Origin of the sequence: Corynebacterium sp. 045007, assembly GCF_040743205.1 — a bacterium.
Classification (GTDB): Bacteria; Actinomycetota; Actinomycetes; order Mycobacteriales; family Mycobacteriaceae; genus Corynebacterium; species Corynebacterium jeikeium_D.
In genome coordinates this window covers 1-26,121 of sequence record NZ_JBFLKW010000021.1, presented here as the reverse complement: position 1 = coordinate 26,121, position 26,121 = coordinate 1, and the positions used below count along the sequence as shown (strand labels likewise).

20 protein-coding genes and 4 tRNA genes are annotated in these 26,121 nt (G+C 60.3%); 16 read left to right on the top strand and 8 right to left on the bottom strand.

The window, feature by feature from the left end; translation table 11 throughout:
- Window positions 1-43 precede the first annotated feature (43 nt).
- From AB1Z34_RS09910 to AB1Z34_RS09900, 3 genes are all read right to left on the bottom strand, one after another.
- Window positions 44-805: a decaprenylphospho-beta-D-erythro-pentofuranosid-2-ulose 2-reductase gene (locus tag AB1Z34_RS09910; protein WP_038627263.1), complete on the bottom strand. Its 762-nt coding sequence runs from the start codon at window positions 803-805 to the stop codon at window positions 44-46.
- Window positions 806-830: 25 nt separating this feature from the next.
- Window positions 831-2,300, bottom strand: coding sequence for an FAD-binding oxidoreductase (locus AB1Z34_RS09905; protein ID WP_070607246.1), 1,470 nt, complete (start codon window positions 2,298-2,300; stop codon window positions 831-833).
- 113 nt (window positions 2,301-2,413) lie between these two features.
- Window positions 2,414-2,641 (bottom strand): hypothetical protein, encoded by a 228-nt coding sequence (locus tag AB1Z34_RS09900; RefSeq protein ID WP_005510976.1) that lies wholly within the window; start codon window positions 2,639-2,641, stop codon window positions 2,414-2,416.
- A gap of 19 nt (window positions 2,642-2,660) precedes the next feature.
- On the opposite strand from AB1Z34_RS09900, the gene AB1Z34_RS09895 reads away from it, so the two are divergent.
- The 6 genes from AB1Z34_RS09895 to AB1Z34_RS09870 all read left to right on the top strand — a co-directional run bounded on the left by AB1Z34_RS09895 (window position 2,661) and on the right by AB1Z34_RS09870 (window position 9,408).
- Window positions 2,661-3,314: a hypothetical protein gene (locus AB1Z34_RS09895; protein ID WP_367158287.1), complete on the top strand. Its 654-nt coding sequence runs from the start codon at window positions 2,661-2,663 to the stop codon at window positions 3,312-3,314.
- Window positions 3,315-3,365: 51 nt separating this feature from the next.
- Window positions 3,366-4,349, top strand: coding sequence for a hypothetical protein (locus AB1Z34_RS09890; protein ID WP_049189781.1), 984 nt, complete (start codon window positions 3,366-3,368; stop codon window positions 4,347-4,349).
- A 78-nt stretch (window positions 4,350-4,427) separates the two neighbouring features.
- Entirely contained in the window at window positions 4,428-4,961 is a 534-nt protein-coding gene (locus AB1Z34_RS09885) for a GtrA family protein (RefSeq protein WP_053093006.1), read from the top strand.
- 18 nt (window positions 4,962-4,979) lie between these two features.
- Complete coding sequence (locus AB1Z34_RS09880; RefSeq protein WP_049189780.1) at window positions 4,980-6,902, top strand: glycosyltransferase; 1,923 nt, start codon at window positions 4,980-4,982, stop codon at window positions 6,900-6,902.
- Between the two features lie 10 nt (window positions 6,903-6,912).
- Window positions 6,913-8,103 carry a hypothetical protein gene (locus tag AB1Z34_RS09875; protein ID WP_367158286.1) on the top strand — a complete coding sequence of 397 codons (1,191 nt, stop codon included), beginning with the start codon at window positions 6,913-6,915 and terminating at the stop codon, window positions 8,101-8,103.
- A 174-nt stretch (window positions 8,104-8,277) separates the two neighbouring features.
- Window positions 8,278-9,408, top strand: coding sequence for a hypothetical protein (locus AB1Z34_RS09870; protein ID WP_367158285.1), 1,131 nt, complete (start codon window positions 8,278-8,280; stop codon window positions 9,406-9,408).
- Between the two features lie 363 nt (window positions 9,409-9,771).
- Here AB1Z34_RS09870 and AB1Z34_RS09865 read toward each other — a convergent pair whose 3' ends face one another.
- From AB1Z34_RS09865 to AB1Z34_RS09855, 3 genes are all read right to left on the bottom strand, one after another.
- Window positions 9,772-10,878: a glycosyltransferase family 2 protein gene (locus AB1Z34_RS09865; RefSeq protein WP_070547050.1), complete on the bottom strand. Its 1,107-nt coding sequence runs from the start codon at window positions 10,876-10,878 to the stop codon at window positions 9,772-9,774.
- 166 nt (window positions 10,879-11,044) lie between these two features.
- A complete protein-coding gene (locus AB1Z34_RS09860) occupies window positions 11,045-11,827 on the bottom strand; it encodes an ABC transporter ATP-binding protein (RefSeq protein WP_005510871.1) in 783 nt (260 codons plus the stop codon).
- 46 nt (window positions 11,828-11,873) lie between these two features.
- A complete protein-coding gene (locus tag AB1Z34_RS09855) occupies window positions 11,874-12,842 on the bottom strand; it encodes an ABC transporter permease (protein WP_016421833.1) in 969 nt (322 codons plus the stop codon).
- A gap of 471 nt (window positions 12,843-13,313) precedes the next feature.
- Between AB1Z34_RS09855 and AB1Z34_RS09850 the strand changes: the two genes are divergently transcribed.
- Entirely contained in the window at window positions 13,314-14,582 is a 1,269-nt protein-coding gene (locus tag AB1Z34_RS09850) for an aminotransferase class V-fold PLP-dependent enzyme (RefSeq protein WP_048732056.1), read from the top strand.
- Between the two features lie 16 nt (window positions 14,583-14,598).
- Here AB1Z34_RS09850 and AB1Z34_RS09845 read toward each other — a convergent pair whose 3' ends face one another.
- Window positions 14,599-15,567: an NAD(P)H-quinone oxidoreductase gene (locus tag AB1Z34_RS09845; RefSeq protein WP_048732059.1), complete on the bottom strand. Its 969-nt coding sequence runs from the start codon at window positions 15,565-15,567 to the stop codon at window positions 14,599-14,601.
- 197 nt (window positions 15,568-15,764) lie between these two features.
- On the opposite strand from AB1Z34_RS09845, the gene AB1Z34_RS09840 reads away from it, so the two are divergent.
- The 5 genes from AB1Z34_RS09840 to AB1Z34_RS09820 all read left to right on the top strand — a co-directional run bounded on the left by AB1Z34_RS09840 (window position 15,765) and on the right by AB1Z34_RS09820 (window position 19,889).
- Window positions 15,765-15,849 (top strand) — tRNA-Ser (locus tag AB1Z34_RS09840).
- Window positions 15,850-16,390: 541 nt separating this feature from the next.
- Window positions 16,391-17,182 carry a hypothetical protein gene (locus tag AB1Z34_RS09835; RefSeq protein ID WP_367158284.1) on the top strand — a complete coding sequence of 264 codons (792 nt, stop codon included), beginning with the start codon at window positions 16,391-16,393 and terminating at the stop codon, window positions 17,180-17,182.
- 58 nt (window positions 17,183-17,240) lie between these two features.
- Complete coding sequence (locus AB1Z34_RS09830) at window positions 17,241-17,969, top strand: hypothetical protein (protein ID WP_284858007.1); 729 nt, start codon at window positions 17,241-17,243, stop codon at window positions 17,967-17,969.
- Between the two features lie 290 nt (window positions 17,970-18,259).
- Window positions 18,260-19,003, top strand: a complete 744-nt coding sequence (locus AB1Z34_RS09825; protein ID WP_070603642.1) for a hypothetical protein — start codon at window positions 18,260-18,262, stop codon at window positions 19,001-19,003.
- A complete protein-coding gene (locus AB1Z34_RS09820) occupies window positions 18,996-19,889 on the top strand; it encodes a hypothetical protein (RefSeq protein ID WP_242451355.1) in 894 nt (297 codons plus the stop codon). The genes AB1Z34_RS09825 and AB1Z34_RS09820 overlap by 8 nt, the downstream gene beginning before the upstream one ends.
- Before the next feature lie 14 nt (window positions 19,890-19,903).
- Here the strand turns inward: AB1Z34_RS09820 and AB1Z34_RS09815 are convergent, their stop codons facing one another.
- Complete coding sequence (locus AB1Z34_RS09815) at window positions 19,904-21,043, bottom strand: histidinol-phosphate transaminase (protein ID WP_367158283.1); 1,140 nt, start codon at window positions 21,041-21,043, stop codon at window positions 19,904-19,906.
- Between the two features lie 211 nt (window positions 21,044-21,254).
- Here AB1Z34_RS09815 and AB1Z34_RS09810 point away from each other — a divergent pair.
- From AB1Z34_RS09810 to AB1Z34_RS09795, 4 genes are all read left to right on the top strand, one after another.
- Window positions 21,255-21,346, top strand: a tRNA-Ser gene (locus AB1Z34_RS09810).
- 3 nt (window positions 21,347-21,349) lie between these two features.
- Window positions 21,350-21,425 (top strand) — tRNA-Arg (locus tag AB1Z34_RS09805).
- A 571-nt stretch (window positions 21,426-21,996) separates the two neighbouring features.
- Window positions 21,997-25,656, top strand: a complete 3,660-nt coding sequence (locus tag AB1Z34_RS09800) for a phosphoribosylformylglycinamidine synthase (RefSeq protein WP_367158282.1) — start codon at window positions 21,997-21,999, stop codon at window positions 25,654-25,656.
- 233 nt (window positions 25,657-25,889) lie between these two features.
- Window positions 25,890-25,962, top strand: a tRNA-Arg gene (locus tag AB1Z34_RS09795).
- Window positions 25,963-26,121 lie beyond the last annotated feature (159 nt).

The window sequence follows — 26,121 nt, the reverse complement described above, 5'->3', positions numbered from 1 at the left end:
AGTCAGCGCGGAAATACCCTGTAAAAGCTCTGCTGTTCGAGTCTTAAATCGGCAGCTTCTTGAAGATCGGGCGCGGGATGTGCTTCAGCACCATCATCACTAGCTGGAATGCCGGCGGAGCCCAGACCAGGGTCTTACCGGCCTCGACGGATTTCACTGCGAGCTTGGCGACATCTTCCTTGTTCACGGTCAACGGAGCCTCGTCCACGTCAGCGGACATACGGGTACGGACCTGACCCGGGCGGATAACCAGGGTCTTGACGCCGTACTCCTCCAGGGCCTCACCCAGGTTCAGGTAGAAACCATCCAGGCCGGCCTTGGTGGAACCGTAGACAAAGTTGGAGCGACGCACGCGCTCACCAGCAACGGAGGACATGGCAATGAACTGGCCGTGACCCTGCGCCTTGAACTTCTGACCAACCAGAACACCCATCGACACCGCGCCGGTGTAGTTGATGTTCGCAGCCAGGACGGCCTTGCGCTGGTTCTGCCAGAGCTCCTCGGCGTCGCCAAGCATGCCAAACGCGACGATGCAGATATCCACGTCGCCGTCGGCAAATGCCTTCTCGACGACCTCCGGGTGGGAGTCGAAGTCCGTTGCGTCGAAGTCGAGGGTGACCACCTCGGAAGCGCCGGCGGCCTTCATCTTCTCAGCGGAGGCCTCGCGCAGTGGATCGTTGGGCAGGGAAGCCAGGATGACCTTGGCCGGGCCCTTCTTCAGGAACTCGGCGGTAATAGCCAGGCCGATTTCACTAGTGCCGCCGAGCAGCAGGATGGACTGGGCAGCGCCTACAGCATTAATCATTGGGGCTTAAATCCTCTCGGTTCTTTTAGTGCAGTTCCAGTCGACGCGACATGTCAGAGGCGAAGACACCGTGCGGGTCGATCTCGTTGCGGGTGTTCAGCCAGCTCTGCATCTCGGGGTACATCTGGTGGAAGTTAGCGGCGGAAGTGCGCGATTCCTTGGCCAGGTAGAGGCGGCCGCCGAACTCCATGACGCGCTTATCCAGATCATCGAGGAAGGCGCCCAGACCCGGCTTGATCGGGAAGTCCACGCAGACGTTCCAACCCGGCATCGGGTAGGACAGTGGGGCCTTGTTGCCGGGGCCAAAGAGCTTGAACACGTTGAGCGCGGAGTAGTGGCCGGAGCGCTGCATGTCCCGGATGATGTCCTTGAAAGGCTCGACGGCGTCGGTCGGTACCACGAACTGGTACTGCAGGAAGCCGTTGGAGCCGTAGCCACGGTTCCACTCGCCGATGAGATCCAGCGGCTGGTAGAACTGGGTGAGGTTTTTGACCTGGTTACGCGCCGGGGCGCCCATGAGGTAGTAGGCCTCACCGATAGCCATGAGGGAAAGCTTATTCATGGTGAAGTTCGGGAAGATATCCGGAACCGTCATCAGCTGCGGAGCGTTGAACTTCAACGGATCCTTGGCCAGCTTCGGGGCGAATTCCTCCAGCTGCGCCAAGGTTGCCAGCGAACCGCGGGAAATAGTGGAACGGCCCAGCTTTGGCTCCGGGGAGATGACGTCGAACCACGCGGAGGAGTACGTGTAGTTGTGCTCCGAGCCATCGGAGTGGAATGCCACGGTCTCGTCGAGGTTATTCGTGCGGTCCGTATCAGCGATGAAGTAGGCCGTCTCGGTCTTGGTCATCTTGATCCGAGCGCGGACAATAATGCCGGTCAGGCCCATGCCGCCGACAGTTGCCCAGAACAGCTTGCCGTCCGGATCATCTGCGGAGCCCTCCGGCTCGAGGTGCAGGATACGGCCATCAGCGACCAGCAGCTCCATCGACAGCACATGGTTGCCGAAAGAACCTGCGGAGTGGTGGTTCTTACCGTGAATATCCGGACCAATGGCACCACCGATGGTGACCTGGCGAGTACCCGGCAGTACCGGCACCCACAGGCCGTAGGGCAGCGCGGCCTTCATCAGCTGATCCAGTGTGACACCGCCGTCGACATCAACAATCGCCGACTCCTGGTCAATGGAGTGGATCTTGTTGAGCTTCTGCATGTCGATGACAAGACCGCCCGAGTTCTGGGCGGGGTCGCCGTAAGAGCGGCCCATACCGCGGGCAATTACACCGCGGCGCAGGTGGGCAGGCTTGTCGGAGTTCTGGTCTGCGACAGCCTTGACGGCGTTAACGATTTCATCCAAGTCCGGCGTCGACAGCACCTGGGACTTAGCGGGGGCGGTACGACCCCAACCGGTCAGGGTCCTGGCTTCTGTGTGTACGGCTCCGTAGGCACCGTTCGAAGCATCGGTGCTGGACTTGCCGTTAGTGTTAGTGGACATCAAGGCTAGGCTACCCCTTTGCACCGGCTCCGTCGCCCGTGACGCTCCGAGGTGTTGGTCACGCTTGAGGCCGCGCACGGGCCGTCGGAAAGCGAGTGAAATGTACGGAGAGACTATAGATCCATAATTTTTCGGATCTCTTCCGGCAGCATTTCCTGCGAGGTGATCTGCGGGCCGTCGTACGCCTCGAGTGCGCGGTAGACCTGTGCGCGTTCCTTGCTGTCGAGGATGGGCAGTTCCTCGGCGAACAGCATGACCATCTGGTTCGACAGCGGGGTGTTGGTGTACTCGGCGGCCATGTTGATGGTTTCACGCGGCTTCTTCTTGAAAAAGTCGAACATGCGATAAAGGCTACCCCGCGTGGGATCCGTCACTCGCGATACCATCAACCTCATGACTTCCACGCCTGCTGCTACTCCGCAGACCCTTGCCGTATGTAGTTCCACATCGCCCGTTGTCATTTGGCATGTGGAGCTCTCGCCGTCCTTTGCAGGCGAGAGGTTGTCGGGTGCATGGCTGGTGGATCCGCTTGACGACGGAGCCCTGGAGACCGCCACCAATCTGCTCACCGGTTGCTTTGTTGCAACTGTGACCGCGGGCGATGGTGACGGTGACGCTGCGGCAGAGAGCGCTGAGGGTGCTGAGGGTGCGGACTTGCTATCGCAAGCGATTGAGCAGGCGGGGGCCACGGTGATTGACCTGCCGGCATCCGTGGCCGGCATTCGTGACCACATCGGACAGCTGCGCGCCGCCGCGAAGGAAGAGAAGGCCAAGCCCGGCAAGGGAAATCTGACGGAGCCGCGGTTTCCCAAGGTCAACGACGTGGAGGTTATTGATTTTCCGCATGTTGGCGAAAAGGTCGCAGGGCCGGTGCTGGGGCTTGCCCGCGGGGTAGAAGAGCTGGTGGCGCAGTGGACCGCGGTGGAGTCGCAGCGCCTGCGTCGCAAGTACTTGGTAGAGCCATGGGGTGCGGAGCCGCGCCAGATTCCGCTGGTAAAAACGCGCGCATTGTAGCGAGTTTTTGCTATCCAGGCCACATTGTTTTTCCTGCGTACGCTGTGAGGTATGGCAGCACAGACCGATAACGTAGTCGCCTTCCCAGGCGTTCGCGTGGCCACGGAACCGGCCACGCTCATTATCGGTGCCTCTTTAGAGGAAGAACCGTGCAGTGCCCACCGCGTCTTCGGGGTCAATGACCAGATGGATTTGCGAAGCCTGTCCCGCGTGTTAGCGGTCATCTTTGGGTGGGGCGAGGAAAGCGTGCCGACGAAGTTCCATTTGCCCGGCTCTGCGGTGGAGTCTGCGGCGCAGCTGGTGACTGGCGGCAGACCCGCAGCGGTCGGAGTCGTCGATGTTCCCCTGTCCACCACAGTTGCCGAGGTGCTGCAAAGTCCCGGCGATACCCTTATCTGGCAGTGGGGCCTGTGGGAACATACCTTGCAGGTCAGAGAAGCTTTTGCCCGCGATGAGGCCACCCCGGATGCCCTGTGCATCGGTGGCTCGGGTTCAATCCGCGCACTGGGGGATGTGGACGCGGAGGAGCCGGTAGATATTGCCGCAATCAATAGGGAATTGACCGGACGGGACTCTATTCAAAATACGCTGGCCACCGCTCGTGCCGATATCGTGGACATCATCGAGAGGTCGGGGGTGTTTGAATTCGTGCCCCTGTTACAGGCTCTGGACCTGCAGAGGTCGGAAGCAACCGCGCTGGAATTGACCGGGGAGGCGGGGGAGAGCGTCGTTAAGCGATTGCGCGCATTGCCTATAGAGGACGCCGAGAAAGACCCAGCCGGGCACGATGCGGCATTGGTGGAGCTGCTGTGCTTGGCGGCGCTGACCTCGGATGAGCTACGGCATGATGTGGCGGCGCATGTCATGGAGCGCCTCGGCTGGGAGAGCGACGAGGGCATCCCGCTATCCGGCGAGGACGTTGAGGAATTGGCGGCGGCTAGCTGGGCGGAGATGAGCGCGTTGGGGCTAGCTGGGGAGGATGCGCTCTCGCCGGTGGAGCGGCTGGATCTGCTGCGTGAGGCGCTGCGGCGTTAGTTCTTTTCTCCTCTTTATTGCCTGTTTATGTTCGCGCTGGCTGTTTGTTAGCTGGCCGGTGGCCTAGAATTCCTAGGCGTGTCAGCGAATGAAACAGCAAATGAAAACCCGAACCGCGACAACGGCAAGCTCGGAAACGGCTCCCACGAAAACGGTTTTGTCGTAGAGGACTCGGCCGCAGTGCCAATGGCGACGGAGACCAAGGACGAGCACGGACTGAAAGTGCAGATGATGCGCTTTATCATCTCCGGCGTCATCGCGGCGGTGGTGGACTTCGGCCTGACGTTTATCATGCTCAACGCCTTCGGGGCGACCAACTTCTGGGGTAAGACGGTCGGCTGGGTTTTCGGCACGATTACGGCGTACATCATTAACAGCCGCTGGACCTTCAAGTCGAAGTCCTCGGCGAAGAAGGTGCTGGCAGTTGCGGTGCTGTACTTGATTACTTACGCCACACAGGTCGGCATCTTTAATGTGTTGCAGCCCTGGCTTGTCGAGGCCTGGGATTGGAACGCGCAGTGGGCACAGTTCGGCGCATTCGTCGTCGCACAGGGCGTTGCGACGGTAATTAACTTCATCATTCAGCGTGTATTCATCTTCCGTGTGAAATAGCGCGATACGCTGGGGGACGTGACTTCGACTGCTTCTAATAAGGAATCCACTCAGCTGACCGCCGAAACCGATGTTGACATGCTGACTATTCAGCGCGTGCTGTTTGCTCCGCCCGCAGACTGGGTGGAGCCGGATTTGTACTACCGAGTCGAAGGCGTTGGCGCCTACGACAGCTCGGTGCAGGCCACCCGTAACTCGATCACGCTCGGTCGCCACACCGTGGTGCGCACTGACACCTACTTCGGTCGCTTCCGAGCTTCTTACTGGCAGCGCTGGACCTCAATTAAGCAGGTCGAAATCCGTGCGCGCGTGGTCGGTTCCGCGCGTGTGCTGGCCTACACCGAAGATATTGGGGGCCACCTTCGCTTGGAGGACTCCTGGGCAGCGGGCGGCTCGGATGCCGACGGCAACTGGACCGGTGAGCACTCGCCGATGTCGGGCTCTGCAAATGAAGAGGTGCGCCTGACCGTTCCGCTGGACCGCTTCGCCGATGGCGGTGCCATTCACCTGCGCTTCGACACCGAGGACGCAGGCGCAAAGATTTCCGATGTCCGCTATGTTGTGCCCAAGTCGGCTATCAAGCGCGATATTCCGACTGACCTGGTCATTTGTTCTTACAACCGACCGGTTGACTGTGCTCGAACCGTCGCCACGCTGGCAGAGGACCTGCCAGCCCTTGAGCGCGTTCGCACCATCCGCGTCGTTGACCAGGGCGAACAGCACCCGGCCGACGAAGCCGACTTCATCCAGGCCAAGGAGATCCTCGGCGAGCGTCTGAACGTTGTCCACCAGCCGAACCTCGGCGGCGCCGGCGGTTTCTCCCGCGGCATGCGCGACGCCACCGCTGCGGGCGACTGCATGGTTCTGCTTACCGACGACGACATCCGCCCCGAGCCCGAAACTACCTTGCGCCTATCCGCCCTGGCCGTATGCGCGGAAAAGCCGATGCTGCTCGGCGCGCAGATGCTCTTCCTGTTCAACCCGACCAGCCTCTTCCGCACCGGCGAGACCTACAACTGGAAGGCGCTGACCGTCGAGGAGAACGACCCCAAGTTCGGTTACGCCGACGTGGACGTGCGCAAGTACCACCAGCTGCGTCGCCTGGGCGTTGACTACAACGCCTGGTGGACCTGCCTGGTGCCGTCCGAGGTCATTAAGAAGATTGGCCTGGCGCTGCCGCTGTTCTTCCAGTACGACGACATCGACTACGGATTCCGCGCCGCCAAGGCCGGCTACCCGACCGACACCATTCCGGGCGCCGCCGTCTGGCACGCCGATTTCTACTGGAAGGACATCGAAAACGCCGCCCAGTACTTCGGCCTGCGCAACTCCCTCATCGCCGCCACCATGCACGGCGATGTCACCGCAAAGGACATGGTCAACGTCGCTTCACGACGAATCCTCTCGAACCTGGTCTCCATGCGCTACGGCCTGGCCTGGACGCAGATGGAAGCTGTCCGTGACCTGCTGCGTGGCCCGGAGGTGCTGAAGAACGCATCGCAGGGCGACTTCGCTCGCATTTCCGCTGGTCGAAAGAACTTCCCGGAGACCGAGCTGCTGCCGATGCACGAGATGCCGGGCGGTCTGACCCCAGTTCGTCCGCCGTCACACGAGATCTCCAGCGAAAACAAGACGATGGCCAAGCGTTTGGCTTATACGCAGATGGGTAAGAAGCGCCCGGGTCCGGTGGCTGTGGCCTTCGAGGACTCCTTCTGGTGGCACATTTCCACCTTCGACGACGTGTGGGTTACCGATGCTTCCCAGAATGGAGTGCGTCACCTGGTCCGCGACCTGGAAAAGGAAAAGTCCATGCGTGCCGAGACCATCAGCCTCATGCGCGAACTTTCCTCCAAGTGGGACGACCTGGCGAAGCAGTGGCGTGCCGCCGTGCCATTTTTGACCAGCGAGGACAACTGGGAGAAGTTCTTCCAAGGCGAGTAGTTCTTCAATCATGACCACGCACACACCCACGCCTTCGACTAGCTCAGGTGGCAAAACCCGCAAGCAGCTCATCGCCATTTTGGTGCTATTGGTGCTGATTATCCTGTTGCTGGCTCTGTTCCTTTTCCTCCAGGTTTCTGGGGATCGAGGTGGCGATTCGGCGGCTGCCGAGGGCAGTGTGTCGTCGTCACGCGAAAATGGCGATGCGCAGGTGCAGGCGCAGGCGGAGAAGGCCGTCGTTGTGTACAAGCAGGTGCTGGCGAACCCGGCGCCACTGCAGACTTTTGTCGGAGAAGTTAGCCCCGGTGGGGCGATGAAATATGCGCTCGTGCATCTTGATGATGGGTGCGTGCCCGAGCTGGTGCTGAACTATGGCACAAGTGCGATGAGCGCCGAAATTGATGCGATTGGTGTCTACGGCGTTGACGAGAATGGTCAGGAAATTCAGTTTCAGAATTCCTACCATGACGGCGTGACTTCTGTGGGCGGTGTACGTCGCGCTCTTCAGCGAGCTACTGGTCAGCCGGGTATGTTCTCGTTTTCTGCAGAGAGGATGGGGCGCGATCAGGAAGATTTGCTGGTGACGCGCCAGGGCAATGAGCTGGTGGAAACGCCTGCGAATCCGGGTGCCGGGGAGTTCGAACAGTTTAACTGGATTCCGGCTGACAACCTGGATGTCGTCGAGGCCATTGCTGCTGGTAATGACTGCGCGCCGGGCTCGGGCTCGAATGGTACTGGCGCTGATGGTGGTAACGGTGGCAACGGTGGCCCGAATCCGACGGCGGGGCAGTCGGCTTCGGAGTCGGGGGCTGGTTCGGGTTCGCAGTCTGGGGCTTCGGGTTCTAGTTCGCAGGGGTCGAGCAACGGAACCAGCGGCCAGCAGACCGTGACCGGTACTGTGAAGGTTTTCCAGAATCGAGCCGAGGTTCTCGCTTATCAGCAGCGTGAGGATCCCAACCCCCATACTGCCGACGATCGACAATTTGCGATTCTGGTTCTCGACCAGCCAACTGAAGTGACAGCAAAGCTTGCAGGAAGTAATGAATCTGAGACACGCACTATTGACCATGTCGTGATTAACCCAAGTCTCCACAGCGACGGGGAAAGGGTAACGATTAGCTTCTCAGCTGACGAGAAGTACTGGCCGTCAGACACCGTCATTCCGTTCGGTCTCGCAGTTGAGGACGGCGCCAAGTACTAAGTAAGCGACAGCTGGGTGTCCGCAGCTAGTTATCCACAGCCGCCAAATTGTCCACAGAAACGGGCAATTCGGCGGCTTTTCTGCTGCCAATTTCCGCGGGGTCGACCATAACTAAAGGCACTAATTCCAATGCGTGAATTCCTGTAGCCCACCTCGGGGAGCGTGCCTAAACCAATGCCTAACTGGACTTACGATTCCGATGGCCTCATTCACGCGGCTTCGCAGAAACAAATCAAGCATCCTTGTGAATATGTCAGTGCCAAGTCAGAGCTGGATAATCTGCACGGGCACGTCGGAAGCGCAAATATTCGAGATGGATCCCTGCTCAGACTGGCGTACGGCACATACATCGAGTGCTCTCGCTGGAATGCGCTGTCAGCATTCGAACGTTTTCAACTGCAGATAAAGGCACTGGTCAAGCCAGGTTCCGGGACAATCATTACGGGTGAAGCAGCCGCTGCGTTGCATGGCATCCCGTTGCTTGTTCGAAATGCCACAATCGCGCTTGCCAATTCCGGCCTGCGCCGACCTGGCGGCGGATTGCGCCATGTCGGTGACAGAATCCTCGAACAAGACATCGTTCGCATTGGTGGGCGCTGCGTTACCGATGTGCCGAAAACCGTCATCGATATCTGCCGCACCGCCGAGTCCGAAAACGGGCCAGTCATCGTTGACACCGCACTGCGACAGTGGTGTGACCTCGAAGAACTGCACACCGTCCTCACAAATTACCCACGTTCGCCGGGTACCCGCCGCGCCCGCGAGCTACTTCGAACTGCCAGCGCACACAGCGAAACCATCGGTGAGTCAATCACAAAGAAATGCATAATCGACTCAGGAATTGCCACGCTTTACGACGAAAAATGCGTGCTCATGCAGCAAGTCGAGTTCTATGACAGTGAAGGATTCATTGGGCGCGTCGATTTTTATGTGCCTCATCTGAATTTGATCATTGAGTTCGATGGGCTGACTAAGTATTCCGGTGGCGGGGTAGCAGCTACGGAGACTGTGCTTCTGAAAGAGCAAGCTCGCGAGAAGCGTCTGCGAAACCTCCACTTAGATGTACTCCGCTTCCAATGGTCACAGGTCATTAATGGGGACTGCGTGGAGGTCTTGCGACAGTTCGCTATTCGGCAGAGGCAGCGCATTCAGGCAGGTGGGTTGGTATTTTCGTCCGAAGTTGGGCGTTTTCGTCAAGCCACTGTCCCGTATAAAGATCGGCAGCTCCGTGAGTCCAGAATCCAGGAGCGTAAGCAGCGTTTGCAGCTTCTGGAAAATGCACCGGCCTCGCGCGACTCCCGCTGAGTTCGGCTTCTGACCTATTGCAATTGTGCTCACCGGACTTGGAACGATTACGAGCGGACTGGCTCGGATTTCCAGCGACTTATGGCCAACTTTCCGCCACTTGTCGATGACTTTTCAGGACTTATGGCCACGCTGTTGGCCTGGCCCGCGCACTTATCGTAGGACTATTCACTTATGCGCAGGCTGTAGCGCATCGATGAGTGAATACCTCATCGATATGTCAGTGGAGGAGAAGGGAACCAGGGGTTAGGTAACACTTTTGCGCACTGAGCACTCGAAATGCGGACTACACGACCCGGGCGAGATCAAATATGCAGGCCAGCGCCACAGCCTCAGCCCCACCAGCCGCAACGCCAGCCCGAACTACTTCGACTTTGGATCGAAGCGCTCGAAGTTCTCCCTGCGCCCCTGCTTCAGTAGCTTGAACCAGCGGTAGAAGCCGCGGACATCGCGGCGCTGGACCAGGAAGAACCAGCCGAAGCGCAGGAACTCCTGTGGCATGAGCTTGCGCATGCCAGGCTGGCTCATCAGGTAGCCACGGTTGCGGTAGGTGAAGTAGCGCTTGAAGTCATTGGTCGGGTACTGCGTGTGCATTTTGCCGCCGAGAATGGGCACAAATTCACCCGAACCGGAGGGGTGCAGGTAGGCCGTCGTCAAGCATGTGCCGAACCGGAGGCCGGAGCGGACCAGGCGGCGGTGGAATTCGACCTCGTCGCCGCGGATGAATAGGCGGTAGTCGGGAACGCCGAGCTGTTCCAGCGAGCGGGCGCTAAACAGCGCGCCGTTGAACAGGGATGCGATGCCGGGCAGGAGGTCGTGGTTGCCGTCGATGGTTTCGAGGTCGCTAGGCAGTTCGAGCCCGGTCGCAGCCTTCTGATCTGCAAAGTTGGTGAACCATCTCCGCCCCTCAGAGTCGTTCACTGCCGGGAGTTTGGGGTTGATGCCGCTTTCGAAAAGCTCCTCGCGATGACGGCGCCACACCAGCCCGCGGCGCAGGGGGAATGCCAGCTTGTTCGGGGCCTTAATATCGCAGACCACCGGCGAGACAGCGTCGAGCTGGTGGCGTCGCGCGCAGCTGTGCAGCGCCTTCAGCACGTAGGAGTCCTCCGGGCGCCCGTCGTCATCGGCGCACCAAATCCACTCCGCGCCGAGCGACAGCGCGGTCAGCATGCCCAGTGCGAAACCACCAGCGCCGCCCAGGTTCGTCTTGGAACCGACGTAGTGAATCTCCGGCGCCGATCCGCTTTCCGACGACTGCTGCGCCGCCACCTGCTCGGCGAGTTCCTTGACCTTCGGGTCGTTGCCGTTGTCGACGATGATGAGCCACTTCGGCATGTGGGTCTGGCTGGCAACGATGGGAAGCGATTGGCGCAGGTCCTCGATGCGGTTGTGAGTCACCACGATTGCGGCCGTTGCTGCCTCATCGTGATTTGGGTGGTCAGCCGAGTTTTCGCTCACTTCGTTCTCCATCGGGGACGTACCGTTTATTACTGTTTTTATTGCTGTCTATCTTGCCATGTTGCTCCGGGTGAGCAATTCCAAGCATCCGTGCCGCCCGCCAGCCGCCGGCCGGCTGCCCGCGAGCCGCTCGCTCGGCCACGATGGGGGAACCGCGCCCGGACTCCCGGCGAAGCTGCTACCGTCGCTGCGCGAGCACGCGGCGCACCTGGTCGGCGGCCTCTTTACCTTCGTAGGCTTCGACCACTTCGTCGACAAGCCCTGCCTGTCGAACCGTACCGTGATCAATCCACAGCGCCGTGTCGCACAGCTGCGCCAGGAACTCATTTGAGTGCGACGCAAACACCAGCAGACCGGAGCGATCGACCAATTCGGTCAACTTCGTCCGGGCCTTCGCCATGAATGCGGCGTCGACGGCTCCGATGCCTTCGTCGAGAAGCAAAATCTCCGGCTCAATGGACGTGACCACGCCGAGCGCCAGTCGCACGCGCATACCGGTGGAGTAGGTGCGCAGTGGCATGTGCAGGTAGTCGCCGAGTTCGGTGAACTCTGCGATTTCGTCGAGCTTGGATTTCATCTGCTTGCGCGTCTGCCCCAGGAACAGACCGCGGATAATGATGTTTTCCAGGCCTGAGATCTCCGGGTCCATGCCGACACCGAGGTCGAACACCGGAGCCACACGGCCGCGCACATCGGCGGCACCGCGCGTGGGCTCATAGATGCCCGACAGCAGTCGCAGCAGCGTGGACTTACCCGCTCCGTTGTGGCCAACCAAGCCGACGCGGTCGCCCTCACGCAGGTGGATGTTGATGTCCTTCAGCGCCTCAATGACCACGACATTGGAGTCATTGCGGCCAATCGCACCACCCGCGGCGCCGAGGAACGCCTTCTTCATCGACCGCGATTTGGCGTCGAAAATGGGGAAGTCAACGCACGCGTTGTAAGTATCAATGCTGACCATGCTTATCCCTTGCTAGTTCTATTCGCTTAACGACGGCCTTTGCGGCCTAAACCCAGTAGCTCACGCGGGAGCGCCACAGGCGCATGGCCCCGAGTGCCAGCAACAGGCCAACTGCGGTGCAGGCGAGGACGATCCACCAGTGGTAGGTATCCACCGGCTGGCCGGTCAGTGGGGCGCGGATGATTTCCAGGTAGTGGAACAGGGGATTGATCTCTGCGATGCGTGCGCGTTCGGCGACGGCACCGCCCTGTTCCTCCAGTGTCTTGGTGGTCCACACAATCGGAGTCATGTAAAACACCAGCTGAATTAGGGAATCCAGCAGTGGTGCCACGTCGCGGTAGCGCGTAGCGATGATGCCGAAGAACATCGTCACCCACACACCGTTGACCACCAGCAGCGCCATCGCGGGGATGACCAGGAAGAAGTTCCAGCCCAAATCCGGCCGGAAGACCAGCACGAGGATCAGCCAGATCACCATGTTGTGGGCCAGGAAGAGCAGCTGCCGCCATACCAGCCTGTAGACGTGAACACTCAGCGCGCTGGGCAACTGTTTGATCAGACCTTCGTTTTCAATGAAGACGGTTGCGCCCTCGCGCACGCAGCCGGAGATGAATCCCCAGATGATCAGGCCAACGGTCACGTGTGGCAGGAAGAACGCCAGCTCCTGCTGGAACAGCAGCGAGTACAGCAGGCCGAGAGCCAGGGCCATGGCGCCGGTGGCAATGGTGATCCACAGTGGGCCAAGCGTGGAGCGGCGGTACCGCTGTTTGATGTCCTGCCAGCCCAGTTGCAGCCACAGCTCACGCTGGCCGAAGCCGGTAACCAGATCCTGCCAGGCGGCACCCATGGTGCGGGAACGCGACTTGAAAGCCGGTGCCTCACCCGTTGCGTCAGTTATGCGCGCAATGTCGCGACGGAGAGTTTCCTCCGTGCGGATAGCGGAGCCATTGCGCACAGTATTGGCCGGCTGGTCGGCTGCAGCTGCGGATTGGCGATCATTTTCTGCGTTAGTCACGTCTCCAAACTACTAGCTAGGGCGGTTTAGATTGAATACCGACGGCACTGGGCGAGCCATTATTCCATGTCGTGACAGCGAACAACGGTCGCGTGGGACGGTCGTCATTGGTGGTGACGTGGTGCTTCTGAGGCTGTTTCCACGGTTGGTTATGTGACTGGTTATGTGACCCTGGAAAACTTACATACAATCGCCGCTGTAACTGCTTTATGGCATGCAGCTGGTGCATATGGTTCACGCATCGGGAGTGCTTGCGCATGGATACAGGCAGGAAAAGTTCGGCCAATTTTAAGCAACTGCTAAAAAGGGATAAAGATTATCCTATATGGGGTTGCTTCGATAGAATTGGTTCCAACTAAGATGTGCAAGCGATACACGGTTCGGGGCATGAACGCTCGATTCGTGGGTGATTGCACAGTTAACTCTGAAATAGATATCGCAGCTTGAATTCGAAACCGGGAAAGGGTTTTCATGGCCTTCGATGTGCCGACAACCAGGGGTGCTTACTCGTCGCTTTCCGACGGTTGGACATACCTCAATGCGGGTCAACGCACCCAGGTACCCGAGCGTGTCCAGGCTGCGATGATTTCTGCATTTCGCAATGCCCAGAAGTCCCTTCCTGGTGAGACTGGGGCGGGGGCTCATGGCCAGTCGCGCAGCTCGGGCGTTCCCGCTGCAGCGGAGCTAACCGCCAGTGCGCGCCGGGCTTTTGCCGACCTCACTGGCGGCCCGGTCGCCGGCGTGGTGTTGGGATCTTCGCGTGAGGTGCTCATGGAGCAGTTCACGTCCGCAATGAGTCGACGCTTGACGCTCGGCTCTAACCTGGTGATTTCTCGCATTGGTTCGCAAGTTGTACACGCACCACTACGCCGGGCAGCCAATCTCTACGGAGCTCAAGTCCGCATTGCTGAGGCCGACTTGTCCTCGGGTACGTTGCCGTCCTGGCAGTTCGACGAGCTCGTAGACGAGCACACTCGCCTCGTTGTCGTCCCGGCCGCGGATCCGTTCATTGGCACCATTGCCCCGGTAGCTGACATTTCTCGGCGGGTGCATGAGCACTCCAACGCCTGGGTTTTGGTTGATGCCTCGGATATTGTCGCCTACCGCGATGTGTCGATGAGCAAGCTGGGCGCCGACATCATGCTGGTTGATGCCTCCGTGCTGGGCGGGCCTGAGGTCGCAGCATTGGTGTTCAAGGATCCCGAGATGTTCGAGCGCATGACGTCGTTAAGCTATGTGCCGAATGTGCGCGGCGTCGAGCGGATCGAGGTTTCCGCGGTGTCGCCGGCATTGCTCGGCGGAGTGTCGGAATCGGTGCTGCACCTGGCATCGCTGGATAGCACGGCGAGGGGGTCACGTAGGCATCGCATTGAAACGGCGATGCCGCAGGTTTCTCGCTACTTGACGACGTTGTCGGAACGCCTGATTGCAGCGTTGATGACCCTGCCTCGGGTGTACATCATCGGTATGGATACCGAAGATGATTCTTTCGCGAGTGTGTCGCGGGCACAGCACATTCCGCGCGTTAGCTTCCTCGTCGATGGGGTGTCGGCGAAGGTGGTTGTGGACAGGCTGCTGGATAATGGCCTGGTGACCAGCATTGTTGATGCATACGAATCGCCACTGCTGGAGGCCATGGGCATCGATGAGGCTGGAGGCGCCGTGGGAGTTGGCCTCCAGCCGTTCAATACGCCGCACGACATTGACCAGCTCGTGCGCGCAGTTGCCTCGCTCGGTTAACTAGGTAGTCAGCTAACTAGACGGTCAGCACAATCTTGCCGCTGACCGCGCCGCTGTCGAGCAGCTCGTGGGCCTTGGCTGCGTCGCGCATATCCATGACCTCATGAATTTGAGGGGTGACGGTGCCGTCGGCAAGCATTGGCCAGATGGTGTCCTCTGTGGCGTTGACGATGCGAGCCTTGTCAGCGAGATCGCGGTAGCGCAGGCCGGTGGCGGTGATGGAGCCGCGCTTGCTCAGCAGGCGGCCGATGTTGAGCTCGCCCTTAACGCCTCCCTGCATGCCGATGATGACCAGGTGGCCGTCCTTCGCCAGGGCCTTGACGTTTCGGTCGAGGTACTTTGCGCCCATGATGTCCAGAATGACATTGGCGCCACCCTCAGCTGCAACGATCTCCTCGAAGTCCTCTTCCTTGTAATTGATGAGGATGTCGGCGCCGAGCTCCTTGCACTTAGCCAGCTTCTCCGCCGAACCGGCGGTGACTGCGACGCGAGCACCGAGCCGCTTGGCCATCTGAATAGCGAAAGTGCCGATGCCACCCGCGCCACCGTGGACCAGCAGTAGGTCGCCTTCCTTGAGGCCGGCAATCATCACGACATTCGAGAACACCGTGCAGGCAACCTCGACGATGGATGCGGCCTCGGTGAAGGAGTAGCCATGTGGCAGGGGGAGAATCTGGCCGGCCGGGACTGCGACCTTTTCGGCGTAAGCGCCACCGGAGAGAAGGCAGCAGACCTCGTCGCCGACTTTCCAGCCCTGGGAGTCCCCCTTGACCTCTTCAATGACACCCGCGCACTCCAGGCCGAGGGTGTCGGTCACGCCTTTCGGTGGCGGGTAGTGGCCAGCGGCCTGCAGTAGGTCAGCGCGGTTTACGCCAGCGGCTTTGACCTTGACCAGCACCTGCCCATCCTCGAGAGTCGGTTCCGGAGCATCGGCCCATTCCAGGGCGCGGGGGTTGGAAAGATCAGTCTGAATGATTGCCTTCATAGTCTTCAAAGGTAATGCAAAAACTGGTTATGCACGCGGTATTTCAAGCTCTTTTGCAGTTAGCAAAAATAGTTATGTCTGTAGAGGTGGATGCTTGGGGTGCGGTTTCCGATGAAGGGCTTGCGAAAGGTGCTGGCAAGGGGTGTTATGAGGGCGTTTGCTGCCTTACGGCGGTATGCGGTTATGATGTTGGCGTTGGAAGTATGGCAGAGCGGCCGAATGCACTGGTCTTGAAAACCAGCGAGGGTCACACCTCCGGGGGTTCAAATCCCTCTACTTCCGCAGCTGGGAGCCCTCGGTAGATCTTCTACCGGGGGTTTCTCCATTTCTCCTAAAAGTTGGCGTATGTGCTGAGGTCAGCGACGGATAGTCGGACCTTTGGGAGGCTTTCGTGGTTAACCCCGTTATGGGGTGGTCGGACGGGCATGTAATTGGGCTCTTTGGATACCCCTGAACAGCGTTACAGGGGGCAAGCTGGGGTGTTTTGTCGCGGGATGGAAAATGGGGTCAATTTCGGCAGCGGTGGGAAACGGCCATTTCAGGGCAGTGCGTATTTCTATAGTTAAAAGTATTCCAGCCGGCCCAAACCTGTAACGCATGTGCGGACATGTGACTGGCGTGACTGATGTGGCGACATGGTTTTCGATTTTTAGGTTGATGTTCGAAAAATGGCTACTTGTTGCCGCCGTCGATAGGTGTCGTATTAACTATCGCCAAGTGAACCGCACGCCGATGCATCACGCGTGCATTCCTACTGGAGAGCCGCCATATTTGGCCTACTCCGGCCGCAAGTCTTCGCATCGTTAAAAGGAGCCCGTGACAGATGGCAACTCGCACCGTACGTAACCGCAGCATTGCTCGCATTGCTGCATTCTCTCTAGCCGCAGGTATGACCTTTGCGGGATTCGGTAATACCGCACATGCTCAGGACCTGCTGAGCGTTGATTCCATCACTCAGACTGTCACCGACGCCATTGGTGAAGTCACCGGTACTGGTTCCTCCAGCGCGACGCATAGCTGGAAGAACTCCAATGTGACGCGATCCGTTGAGGTCAATGGTGTCGCGGGTGCCGTCGTCAAGCCTGGCGATGTCGTGACCTTTACTCTGACCTACACGGACAACAACATCTGGGGTGCGAAGTCCTACATTCAGCGCATGACCGATGTCATTCCGAATGGTCTGCAGTACGTGGCCAACTCGGCGACGTACAAGGTCGGCAACGATGAGTGGGCGAATCCGAACGAGTCGGATAAGTGGCTGGAAATCGTTAACAACGGTGCGGTGGAGTTTAAGGCCGGCACCATCTTTCAGGCATGGGGCTCCCCGACCACGTCGACTGTGAGTTTCAAGTGGAAGTACCGCGTCACGAACGCAATTGCCGACGGTGCGTTGAATACGGGAACCGAAATCCACTTCAACCCGAGCAATTCGGTGGAGAAGCTGCATGACATGGGGCCGAAGCTCACTGTGAAGCGGGAGGCGCCAGCTCCGGATATTCCGGGTATTCCGGATGTCCCAGGTGGCTCGCTGGGCTCCCCGAGCCTGCAGTCGCCGAGCCTGCCGTCACCGGGCTTCCAGTCCCCGGGGCTGCCGTCGCCGGGCATTAACCGCTAAGTAATTCCAGCTTTTCCACCGCGCCTGTTTTCAGGTTTTCACAGAAAGTTTTCCCATCATGCGCAATATGCACTCCAAGAACATCGCGGCCTCTCGTCCGCGACGTCGCTCCCGTACCGCCATTGCCGCAGTTACCCTCGCAGCTGGCTTGACCTTCGGTTTCGGCGCTCCGGCCATGGCGCAGTCCCCGGGTCTGCCCTCGCCGAGTCTGAACTCGCCAGGACTTAATTCGCCTGGTCTGACCCTGCCGGGCTCGAGCGCCCCGAAGAAGAAGCTCGGCACCATCGGTGGCCCGGCATGGTCTGCTGATGTTTACTCGCAGATTATCCGCGGTAAGGAGGTCCGACCGGGTGACGAGGTCACGATCCGTATTGAGGTCGTCGGTGTCAACGGCAACGCCAAGCTGCGGGGAATCGGCCACAACATCCCGGCTGACTTTGAGCTCGTTCGTGTGACTCGCCAGTCGCAGGACAATATCCTCGGCGGCGGTATTTACACGCTGAAGGAGGGGGAGTACGTCAACACCGAGCGCAACGGTAATCGTCAGGTGCGCCTGTCCTGGACGGAGGGCGGCTTCCTCGGTGCCTTCAAGGACAACCCGACTGTCAGCAGTTCGAAGTCTGTCTCCGTTGACTTCACGTACCGGGCTCCGGACTACGAAGGTGAGTTCGACAACGGCGGCTACGCCCACGTGGGCGCGCTTTTGAACCCCAACGAGAACTGGGTTGTCGGCGGCGAAAAGGTAGTCGTGAACAAGAATGCGAAGCCGTCGTGGTGGCCGTTCTAACGACTGTTCTAGGTCGCGATTAGCGGCAGTTCTCTCTGAGGGATAAGTAAAAACTTCCCCCGGATAGAGAGCGAATTGCAGAACGTAACCCCCGGTCGCATGCGGTCGGGGGTTTCGTGTGTCCGAAATCTGCCACAGGTAATTTTGCGGAGGTAATTTAATTGCTCCGACCAACGTGTACTGTGGCCTGAAACAATACGGGCAAATTGCCAAAACCGGTAAGCTCGGTCTTGCTGTAATACAAACCCAGCGTCATACTGGCGGACGGTATTGAGGGAAAAGGTCGAACAATGGCAACGAATCGGAGCAACCACTCGGACGACTCGTTCGGTGAGTGGAGCATAAATCCGGGCACGTCAGATGATCAACCCTCCGCTGATACGCCGGCAAATGCGTGGAGCGCTGTGGATGGGGCACAGTGGGAGCAGCCTGAGGGGCAAACGCAGTATCTGCAGCAGCAGTATCCACAGTCCCAGCAGCCTGAACCATACCGCCCTGCCCCCTATGTTCCAGGTCCGCAAGCTGGTCCGGCTGCTGCGCCGCGCAATGACAACAAGGGGCTGACCATCGCGGTTATTGTCCTGGCACTCGTTGCGGTCGCTCTCTTCGTCGGCGCAATGGCTTACTTCTACTTCTCCGATTCGAAGGGAGTGAATTCGGCCGGCAGCAACTCGCCCCAGTCGGTTCAGTCCGCTAGTGCTGAGGGTTCCTCCACCTCGTCGACCGCTGAGCAGAAGCGTCGCGCTGAAGGGTTCCAGCCGCCATCGAACTGGCGTCACTGCTCCGGCTCGGGCGATCCGGGTGATTTGAACTTGGTATATGCAGAAGATGTCGGCGGTAACACGACGACCTGTCAGTTTGCCACCAACGTCCGCAATTCCTTCGTTGAGCAGTACCAACTTACGAAGAAGCTCAACGGTACTGTCACCGCTAGCAGCCCAACAACAGGCAAGACATACAGCATGACCTGCCGCGATAACGGTGAGGTTGTCACTTGCACCGGCGGTACGAATGCGACGGTGCACATTGTCTAAACGTCTCCGAGCGGCTCTGGCCGCAACCGCCGTCGTCACGCTCGGCCTTAGCGCCTGCACCATTGGCACCGATTCGGCGGGCATGCCGTCGCCGACGCTGTCCAATCCGCTTGACGACGGCCCCGGCGGCGCATCCTCCGACGGGAAAGTTGTGCCCGGTGAGATGCCTCGCGAAGTTGTCGAGGCCGTGAAATCCGCGCAAAAGGAACTCGGTGGTTTGGCCGGCGCCGCTCTGGCAACGCCGGATAAGGATTCCGAAGTGGTTTCCACGGGTGACTTCAAAACGGGTCCGGCCTGGTCGACCTCCAAGGTGCCGATTGCGGTGGCTTATGTGCGCCAATCGGGCGTGGATTCCCTGGTCGAAGACGCAATCACGGTTTCCGATAACGATGCGGCTGAGTCCATGTGGTACTCCCTGGGCGATGACGCGACCGCGGGCGCGACCACCGACGAGATTCTCCGAGAGGGCCACGACACCCGCACCGTCATGGGCACTGACCGCATCCGTGCGGAATACACCGTCTTCGGGCAGACGCAGTGGGATTTGCGCGACCAGGCTATTTTCGGCGCCAATTTGCAGTGCATCGAGGCGGGCCCAAAGGTCGCTGACCTCATGGGACAGATTGCCGACGAGCAGTCCTACGGCCTCGGACGCATCCGCGGCGCCCACTTCAAGGGCGGTTGGGGTCCCGATGATGAAGGCGTCTACCTTGTGCGGCAGTTCGGCTATCTGCCGGGCAAGAAGCCGGGCACCTTCGTTGGTGTAGCTATCGCAGCCCAGCCTGACGACGGCACCTATGAGACCGGCCAGCAAATGCTTGACCGCATCGCAAAGGCGATTGAGCGCAGCGGTGGCGCGACCACCGGCCGCGCCGGTAGCTGCTAGCTGAGCGATAGCTGTTAGCGCTCAATTCCTAGCGCAGCCAGCAGCTGCGAGGTCTCTTCCTCAGTAGTGATGGTGATGCGAGCACCTTCGCCGGCAAAGCAGCGAATGAGAATGTTGCGCTGCGCCAGGAAGTCACCGAGATCCGTGGTGGTGGCCACCGAGACGTCGTCAAGCAAAGAGAGATCCGCGATCCGACCCTCGTCAATCCAAATGAAGTTGGCCTGCGAGTTCGGCAGCACCGTCTCGCGGCCGGTGGCGGCATTGATGGCCTCGGTGACAGCGACGCGCTGCGTGCGGACCTCAGCGATGCGGGCGGAGAGCTCTTCTTGCGCGTCCAGCGAGGCGAGCGCGGCGATCTGCGCGGGGGTGTTCACAGAGAAGGGGATGGCGACTTTATTCACGGCCTCCACAAGCTTCTCCGGGCCGAACATGTAGCCCACGCGGAGCCCAGCCAGGCCGTAGACCTTGGAGAATGTGCGCAAACCGACCAGGTTGGGGTAGGTATCCAGCAGCTCATGCGCCAACGGGGTAGTGGCGTGAGTGGCCTCGTCCACCAGCTCGATGTAGGCCTCGTCGAGAGCGACCACAACATCGCCCGGAACCTGCGCCATAAACTCCGCGAATGCCTCGCGAGTGATGGTCGTGCCCGTTGGGTTGTTGGGATTACAGACGAAAACCAGGCGCGTGCGGTCGGTGATAGCCGCAGCCATTGCCGAAAGATCATTGCGACCCTGCGCATCCAGCGGCACCGGCACCGGAGTAGCCCCGGCGACGCGAGCGAGAATGGGGTAGGCCTCGAAGCTGCGCCACGGGAACACGAGCTCATCCCCATCCGCACAGGTGGCCTGTACGAGCTGCAGGCACAGAGCAGAGGAGCCGCAGCCGACCGCGACCTGCTCCAGGGGCAGATCCAGGTGCTCGCCGAGCTTAATGCGCAGGTCAACCGCGCCCATGTCCGGGTAGCGGTTCGGGCTGGTGGTTGGGTCAGCGATGGTCTGCGAGATGGCCTCCACCACCGAGGGCAGTGGCGGTTGAGTCATTTCATTGGACGCGATCTTCAGCGCGCCGGGCACAGCCTTGCCCGGGACATAGGCCGGAACCTGCTCGAGGTCGGCGCGGGTTTTGGGCTGAACTGAAGATGCATCGTTGGTCATAGGCCTAACTGTAGAACATGGCCCGGATTGGGCAGTACAGAATCCCCGCAAAATCCCAAGGTGTGGTCGCTATTTGTGGCGCCGTATTTGGTGGCTCCGCGGGTGTTTTGCTTTTCAATTCTTGTGTTCTGTAGGATTGGCTGCGGTTATTTGGTCTCGTCCACGCAATGGCGAACAGCTTTGCTGAAGCGGGATCGATGCCAGTGGTTTTGGAGGCGTGCCAGAGCGGCCGAATGGGGCTCCCTGCTAAGGAGTTGCCTGTCTTGCGACGGGCCGGAGGTTCGAATCCTCTCGCCTCCGCCACACGCGCCCGTAGCTCAACGGATAGAGCATCTGACTACGGATCAGAAGGTTAGGGGTTCGAATCCCTTCGGGCGCACCATGTAGACCCGCACCTTGTAGGTGCGGGGCTTTTTGTTTTTATTACCTGGCAGCGCGAGCCGGGGCATTGCGGGGCGGGGGCAGCGAGGTCCTTCACTTGTGGCCAGGGTTCGGTCACATATCGATGGTTTCTCGTGACCTGTCGATGGTTTTGCGCCACTTATGCGCACGCTGTGGGTGCTACGTGTGCACTTGTCGATGCACTGTTCACTTGTGGCCAGGCTATAGCGAATCGATGGGTGAACTATGCATCGATAAGACAACGAACCAGCTCCCTTTGCTTCAGCAACGCGCAGCAACAGGTAGCAAAGCGCAGCAACAGGCACCAACCCGGACCTGACGACCGACTCGCCACCTCCCTGAGCCGCCACGGCCGTACCTCCAACACCCCCGCGCAGCCTTTGCCCGACCGAATCCGATTAGCCTGGCCTTGTACTTGGTCAATCGGGGCTTCCGCCCCGCGCCGCTTCCGCCCCGCGCCGCCTCGCACACCGGGGGACATTTTCCTATCCTGAACAGTTGCAATAGACTTAGACCCCGGTTGCCCTCCCCGTATTTCGATAGGAGCCTTGATGGACGCCCGTCTAGCCGTTCGCCGTAAGCCCGAGTTCCGCAATGAGGAAGCTACGCTGCTGTCCTCGATCGGCCAGGACGGCGAGGTGGCAATCTACTATCTCTACGATGCTTTCGATGCGACGGAGGAGGATCTTGTCGCGCTGCGTGAGTCGGTAGTTGCTGATTCGCGTGTCGACGAGCTGGTCGAGCTCCCGGCCCCCGCCGAGCTGGGGAACTACCTTGCTGTCGAGCCGCTGCCTGGCCAGTACGACCAGCGTGCCGATGCCGCCGAGCAGGCCCTGCGCCTGCTCCGCCCGGAAACGCAGGCGCAGATCACCTCGGCAACGCTGTATGTTTTCGATGCTCCGGTGAATGACGCCGTGCGCTCCTTCCTCATCAACCCGGTCGAATCGGGGGAGAAGAACCTGAGCGTCCTGCGCCGTCCGAGCATGGGCGAGATCGAGCCGCTGAAGGAGTACCCGGGCTTCACCGAGCTGGATGACGAAGGCCTGGCCGAGCTGCTCGCAGCCGACGGCATGGCCATGTCGCTGGCTGACCTGAAGACCATCCAGGATTACTTCCGCTCCGAGGGCCGCACTCCGACCGAGGTAGAGCTGTCCGCGTTGGATACCTACTGGTCGGACCACTGCCGCCACACCACCTTCAACACCGAGCTGACCTCCATCGAGAACAACGAGCCGCGCTTTGCCGCACAGCTCGACCGCGCGCTGCGTCGCTACGACGAGCTGCGTGAGCTCAACGGCCGCACCCACAAGCCACGCACCCTGATGGACATGGGCACCATCATGGGCCGCGAACTGCGTCGCACGGGTGTCATGGATGACCAGGAAGTTTCCGAGGAAATCAACGCTTGCTCCGTCTACGTCGATGTCGAGGGCGATGACCGCAAGTGGCTCCTCATGTTCAAGAACGAGACTCACAACCACCCGACCGAAATCGAGCCATTCGGTGGTGCCTCCACCTGTCTCGGTGGCGCTATCCGCGACCCGCTGTCGGGTCGCTCGTGGGTCTACCAGGCCATGCGTCTGTCCGGCGCAGGTGACATCAACACTCCGCGCGAGCAGACCCTCGAGGGCAAGCTGCCGCAGCGCGATATTTCCTCCCGCGCCGCAGCCGGCTACTCCTCCTACGGCAACCAGATCGGTCTGGCCACCACTGGTGTGCGCGAGCTGGTCCACCCGGGATACGTCGCTAAGCGAATGGAACTCGGTGCCGTCGTCGCCGCTGCCCCGGCAGACAACGTCAAGCGCCTCGAACCTGCGCCGGGCGATGTGGTGATTATGCTCGGTGGCCGCACCGGCCGTGACGGCGTCGGCGGTGCGACCGGCTCGTCGAAGGCTCACGATGAGGACTCGCTGGGCCGTTCCGGCGCCGAGGTGCAGAAGGGCAACCCGGTCAACGAGCGCAAGATTCAGCGCCTGTTCCGCCGCGAGGACGTCGCCACCAAGATTGTCCGCTGTAATGACTTCGGCGCTGGTGGCGTGTCCGTTGCGGTCGGTGAGCTGGCTGACTCCATCGACATTCACCTCGAGCGCGTGCCGCTGAAGTACGCCGGTCTGAATGCCCGCGAAATCGCGATTTCCGAGTCCCAGGAGCGCATGGCGCTGGTCGTGCGCCCGGAGGACGCTGACTTCATCATCGCCGCCGCTGCCGAAGAGAACATCGAGGCCGTCGCGCTGGCAGACATCACCGACACCGGTCGGCTGCGCATGTTCATGGGCGACGAGGTCGTGTTCGACCTCTCCCGTGAGTTCATCGACACCAACGGCGCCGACCGCGCCCAGAACGTCGAGATGGTTGCTGCGGAGGGCGGCGTCGTAAAGCAGGCTCCGACGAGCGTACTGGAGTCGCTGCGTGCGGCGACGGCGGGCTCCCAGGAGGGCATGATCGAGCAGTTCGACTCGACCGTCGGCCGCTCCACCGTGCTCATGCCGTACGGCGGTGCGACGCAGAAGACCGACGAGCAGGCGTCGATCCAGACGCTGCCGGTCGATGGCGGCACGAGCACCGCGTCCATCATGACCTGGGGTTACTCGCCATCGCTTGCCGACGAATCCCCGTACCTCATGGGTTCCTACTCCGTCGTGGAGGCACTAGCTAAGCTCGCAGCGGCCGGTGGCGATCCGCGCGGCGCCTGGCTGAGTGTGCAGGAGTACTTCCAGCGCCTGGACCAGGACCCGCAGCGCTGGGGCGAGGTTGCGCAGGCTCTGCTCGGTCTGCTCGAGGCTCAGGACGGCTTCCAGGTTGCGGCTATTGGCGGTAAGGACTCCATGTCCGGCACCTACGGTGAGGACCTGCACGTGCCGGCGACCCTGGTGACCTTCGCAGTTGCCGCGATGGACGAGACCGACGCCGTATCCGCTGCAATCCCGGCCGGTAATTTCGACCTCTACCTGTTTGCGCACCAGCCGCTCGAGTCCGGGGAACCGAACTACGAGCAGCTCAACGAACTATTTGCTGCTGTGCGCGAGCTGCGTCCGGCTGCGGCCTCGGCTGTTACTAACGCGGATCTGGCTGCGACCCTGGTCAACATGGCTGTGGGTAATGGCGTGGGCCTGGAGGCATCCCTTCCGGAGGCTCCGCTGGGTTCCATTGTTGTGGCTGTTCCGGCTGGTCAGGATGTTGATGGTGCTGTTGAAGGTGCTGTGAAGATTGGTACCACCGACGAGTCGGGCACGCTGCGCTTCGGTGAGGAGTCCTTCACTGTCGCCGAGGCTCTGGAGGCGATGGAGTCCGGTTACCGTGAGGTCTTCCCGCTCAATGACTACGAGGGCGAGGCCCTGCCGGAGTTCGCCAACCAGGTCAACGAGACCAAGACCGACCTGCAGAGCCCGGGCAAGAAGGATGTCCACGTGTTGCTGCCAGTCTTCCCTGGTACCAACTCCGAGTACGACATGGCCGAGGCATTCGTCGCGGCTGGCGCTACCTACGAGTTCCACGTAATCCGCAACCTGACCCCGGCAATGCTGGCGGAGGACACGAAGGCGTTCGTCGAGAAGCTTCAGGACGCCGACATCCTGGCATTCTCCGGTGGCTTCTCCCTGGGTGATGAGCCGGACGGGTCCGCCAAGTTCATCGCCGCGTTCCTGCGTTCCGACGACGTCGCAGCCGCCGTCAAGGAGTTCGTGGCCGACAACGGTCTTGTGCTCGGTATTTGTAACGGTTTCCAGGCGCTGGTCAAGTCCGGCTTCCTGCCGTACGGCGACCCGGCGCAGCTCCGCGAGGACTCGCCGACCCTGGCCCACAACCGCCAGCTGCGTCACGTGTCCCGCATCGCTACTACTCGCGTCGCGACCGTGGATTCCCCGTGGCTGCGCGGTTTCGAGCCAGGCCAGACCCACCTCATGCCGGTTTCTCACGGTGAGGGTCGTTTCGTGGTTTCCGAGGACGAGGCCCGCCGCCTGTTCGAGGCCGGCCAGGTCGCTTTCCAGTACGTCGATGCCGACGGCGATGCCGAGGGCGTGCCGACGATGACAGCGCCAGCCAACCCGAACGGTTCCTCCTACGCCATTGAGGGCATTGTCAGTGCTGACGGCAGGATCCTGGGCAAGATGGGCCACCCGGAGCGTTTCCGCGAGGGGCTGATGCGCAATATTCCGGGCATTGGTGAGCAGGACATCTTTGGCAACGCTGTCCGCTGGGTCCGCGGCGAGTAGTTCCTCGGTTTCTTCGTTACCTCGGTCAGGGGTACCTCGGTCGGTCCTGTTCGGATAGGCCGGGGTAACCGCTACGAAACCTGTTATTAATGTGCAACGAATATGTACTTGAATAAGTGCCGAAAAAGGTTGCTTGAACAGGCGATTTTGTAAAACTTAGCAGGATGAGTAAAGTATCTATTCGTTGCAGGGACCGAGGGAATTACCCCAGAGTCGCTGAATAACAACAAAATGCGCCCGTAGCTCAACGGATAGAGCATCTGACTACGGATCAGAAGGTTAGGGGTTCGAATCCCTTCGGGCGCACAACGCAGACCCGCACCGGTAAGGTGCGGGTCTTTTTGTCTGCCCGACTTATCGATGGTTTTCCGGGTTAAGGGTCAAAAAGTGTGTCCGGAATCGCGGATTTTCACGGATTGACCTGTAGGTTTCCGGAAAGTATATGCTCCGGAAGCATATATCTAG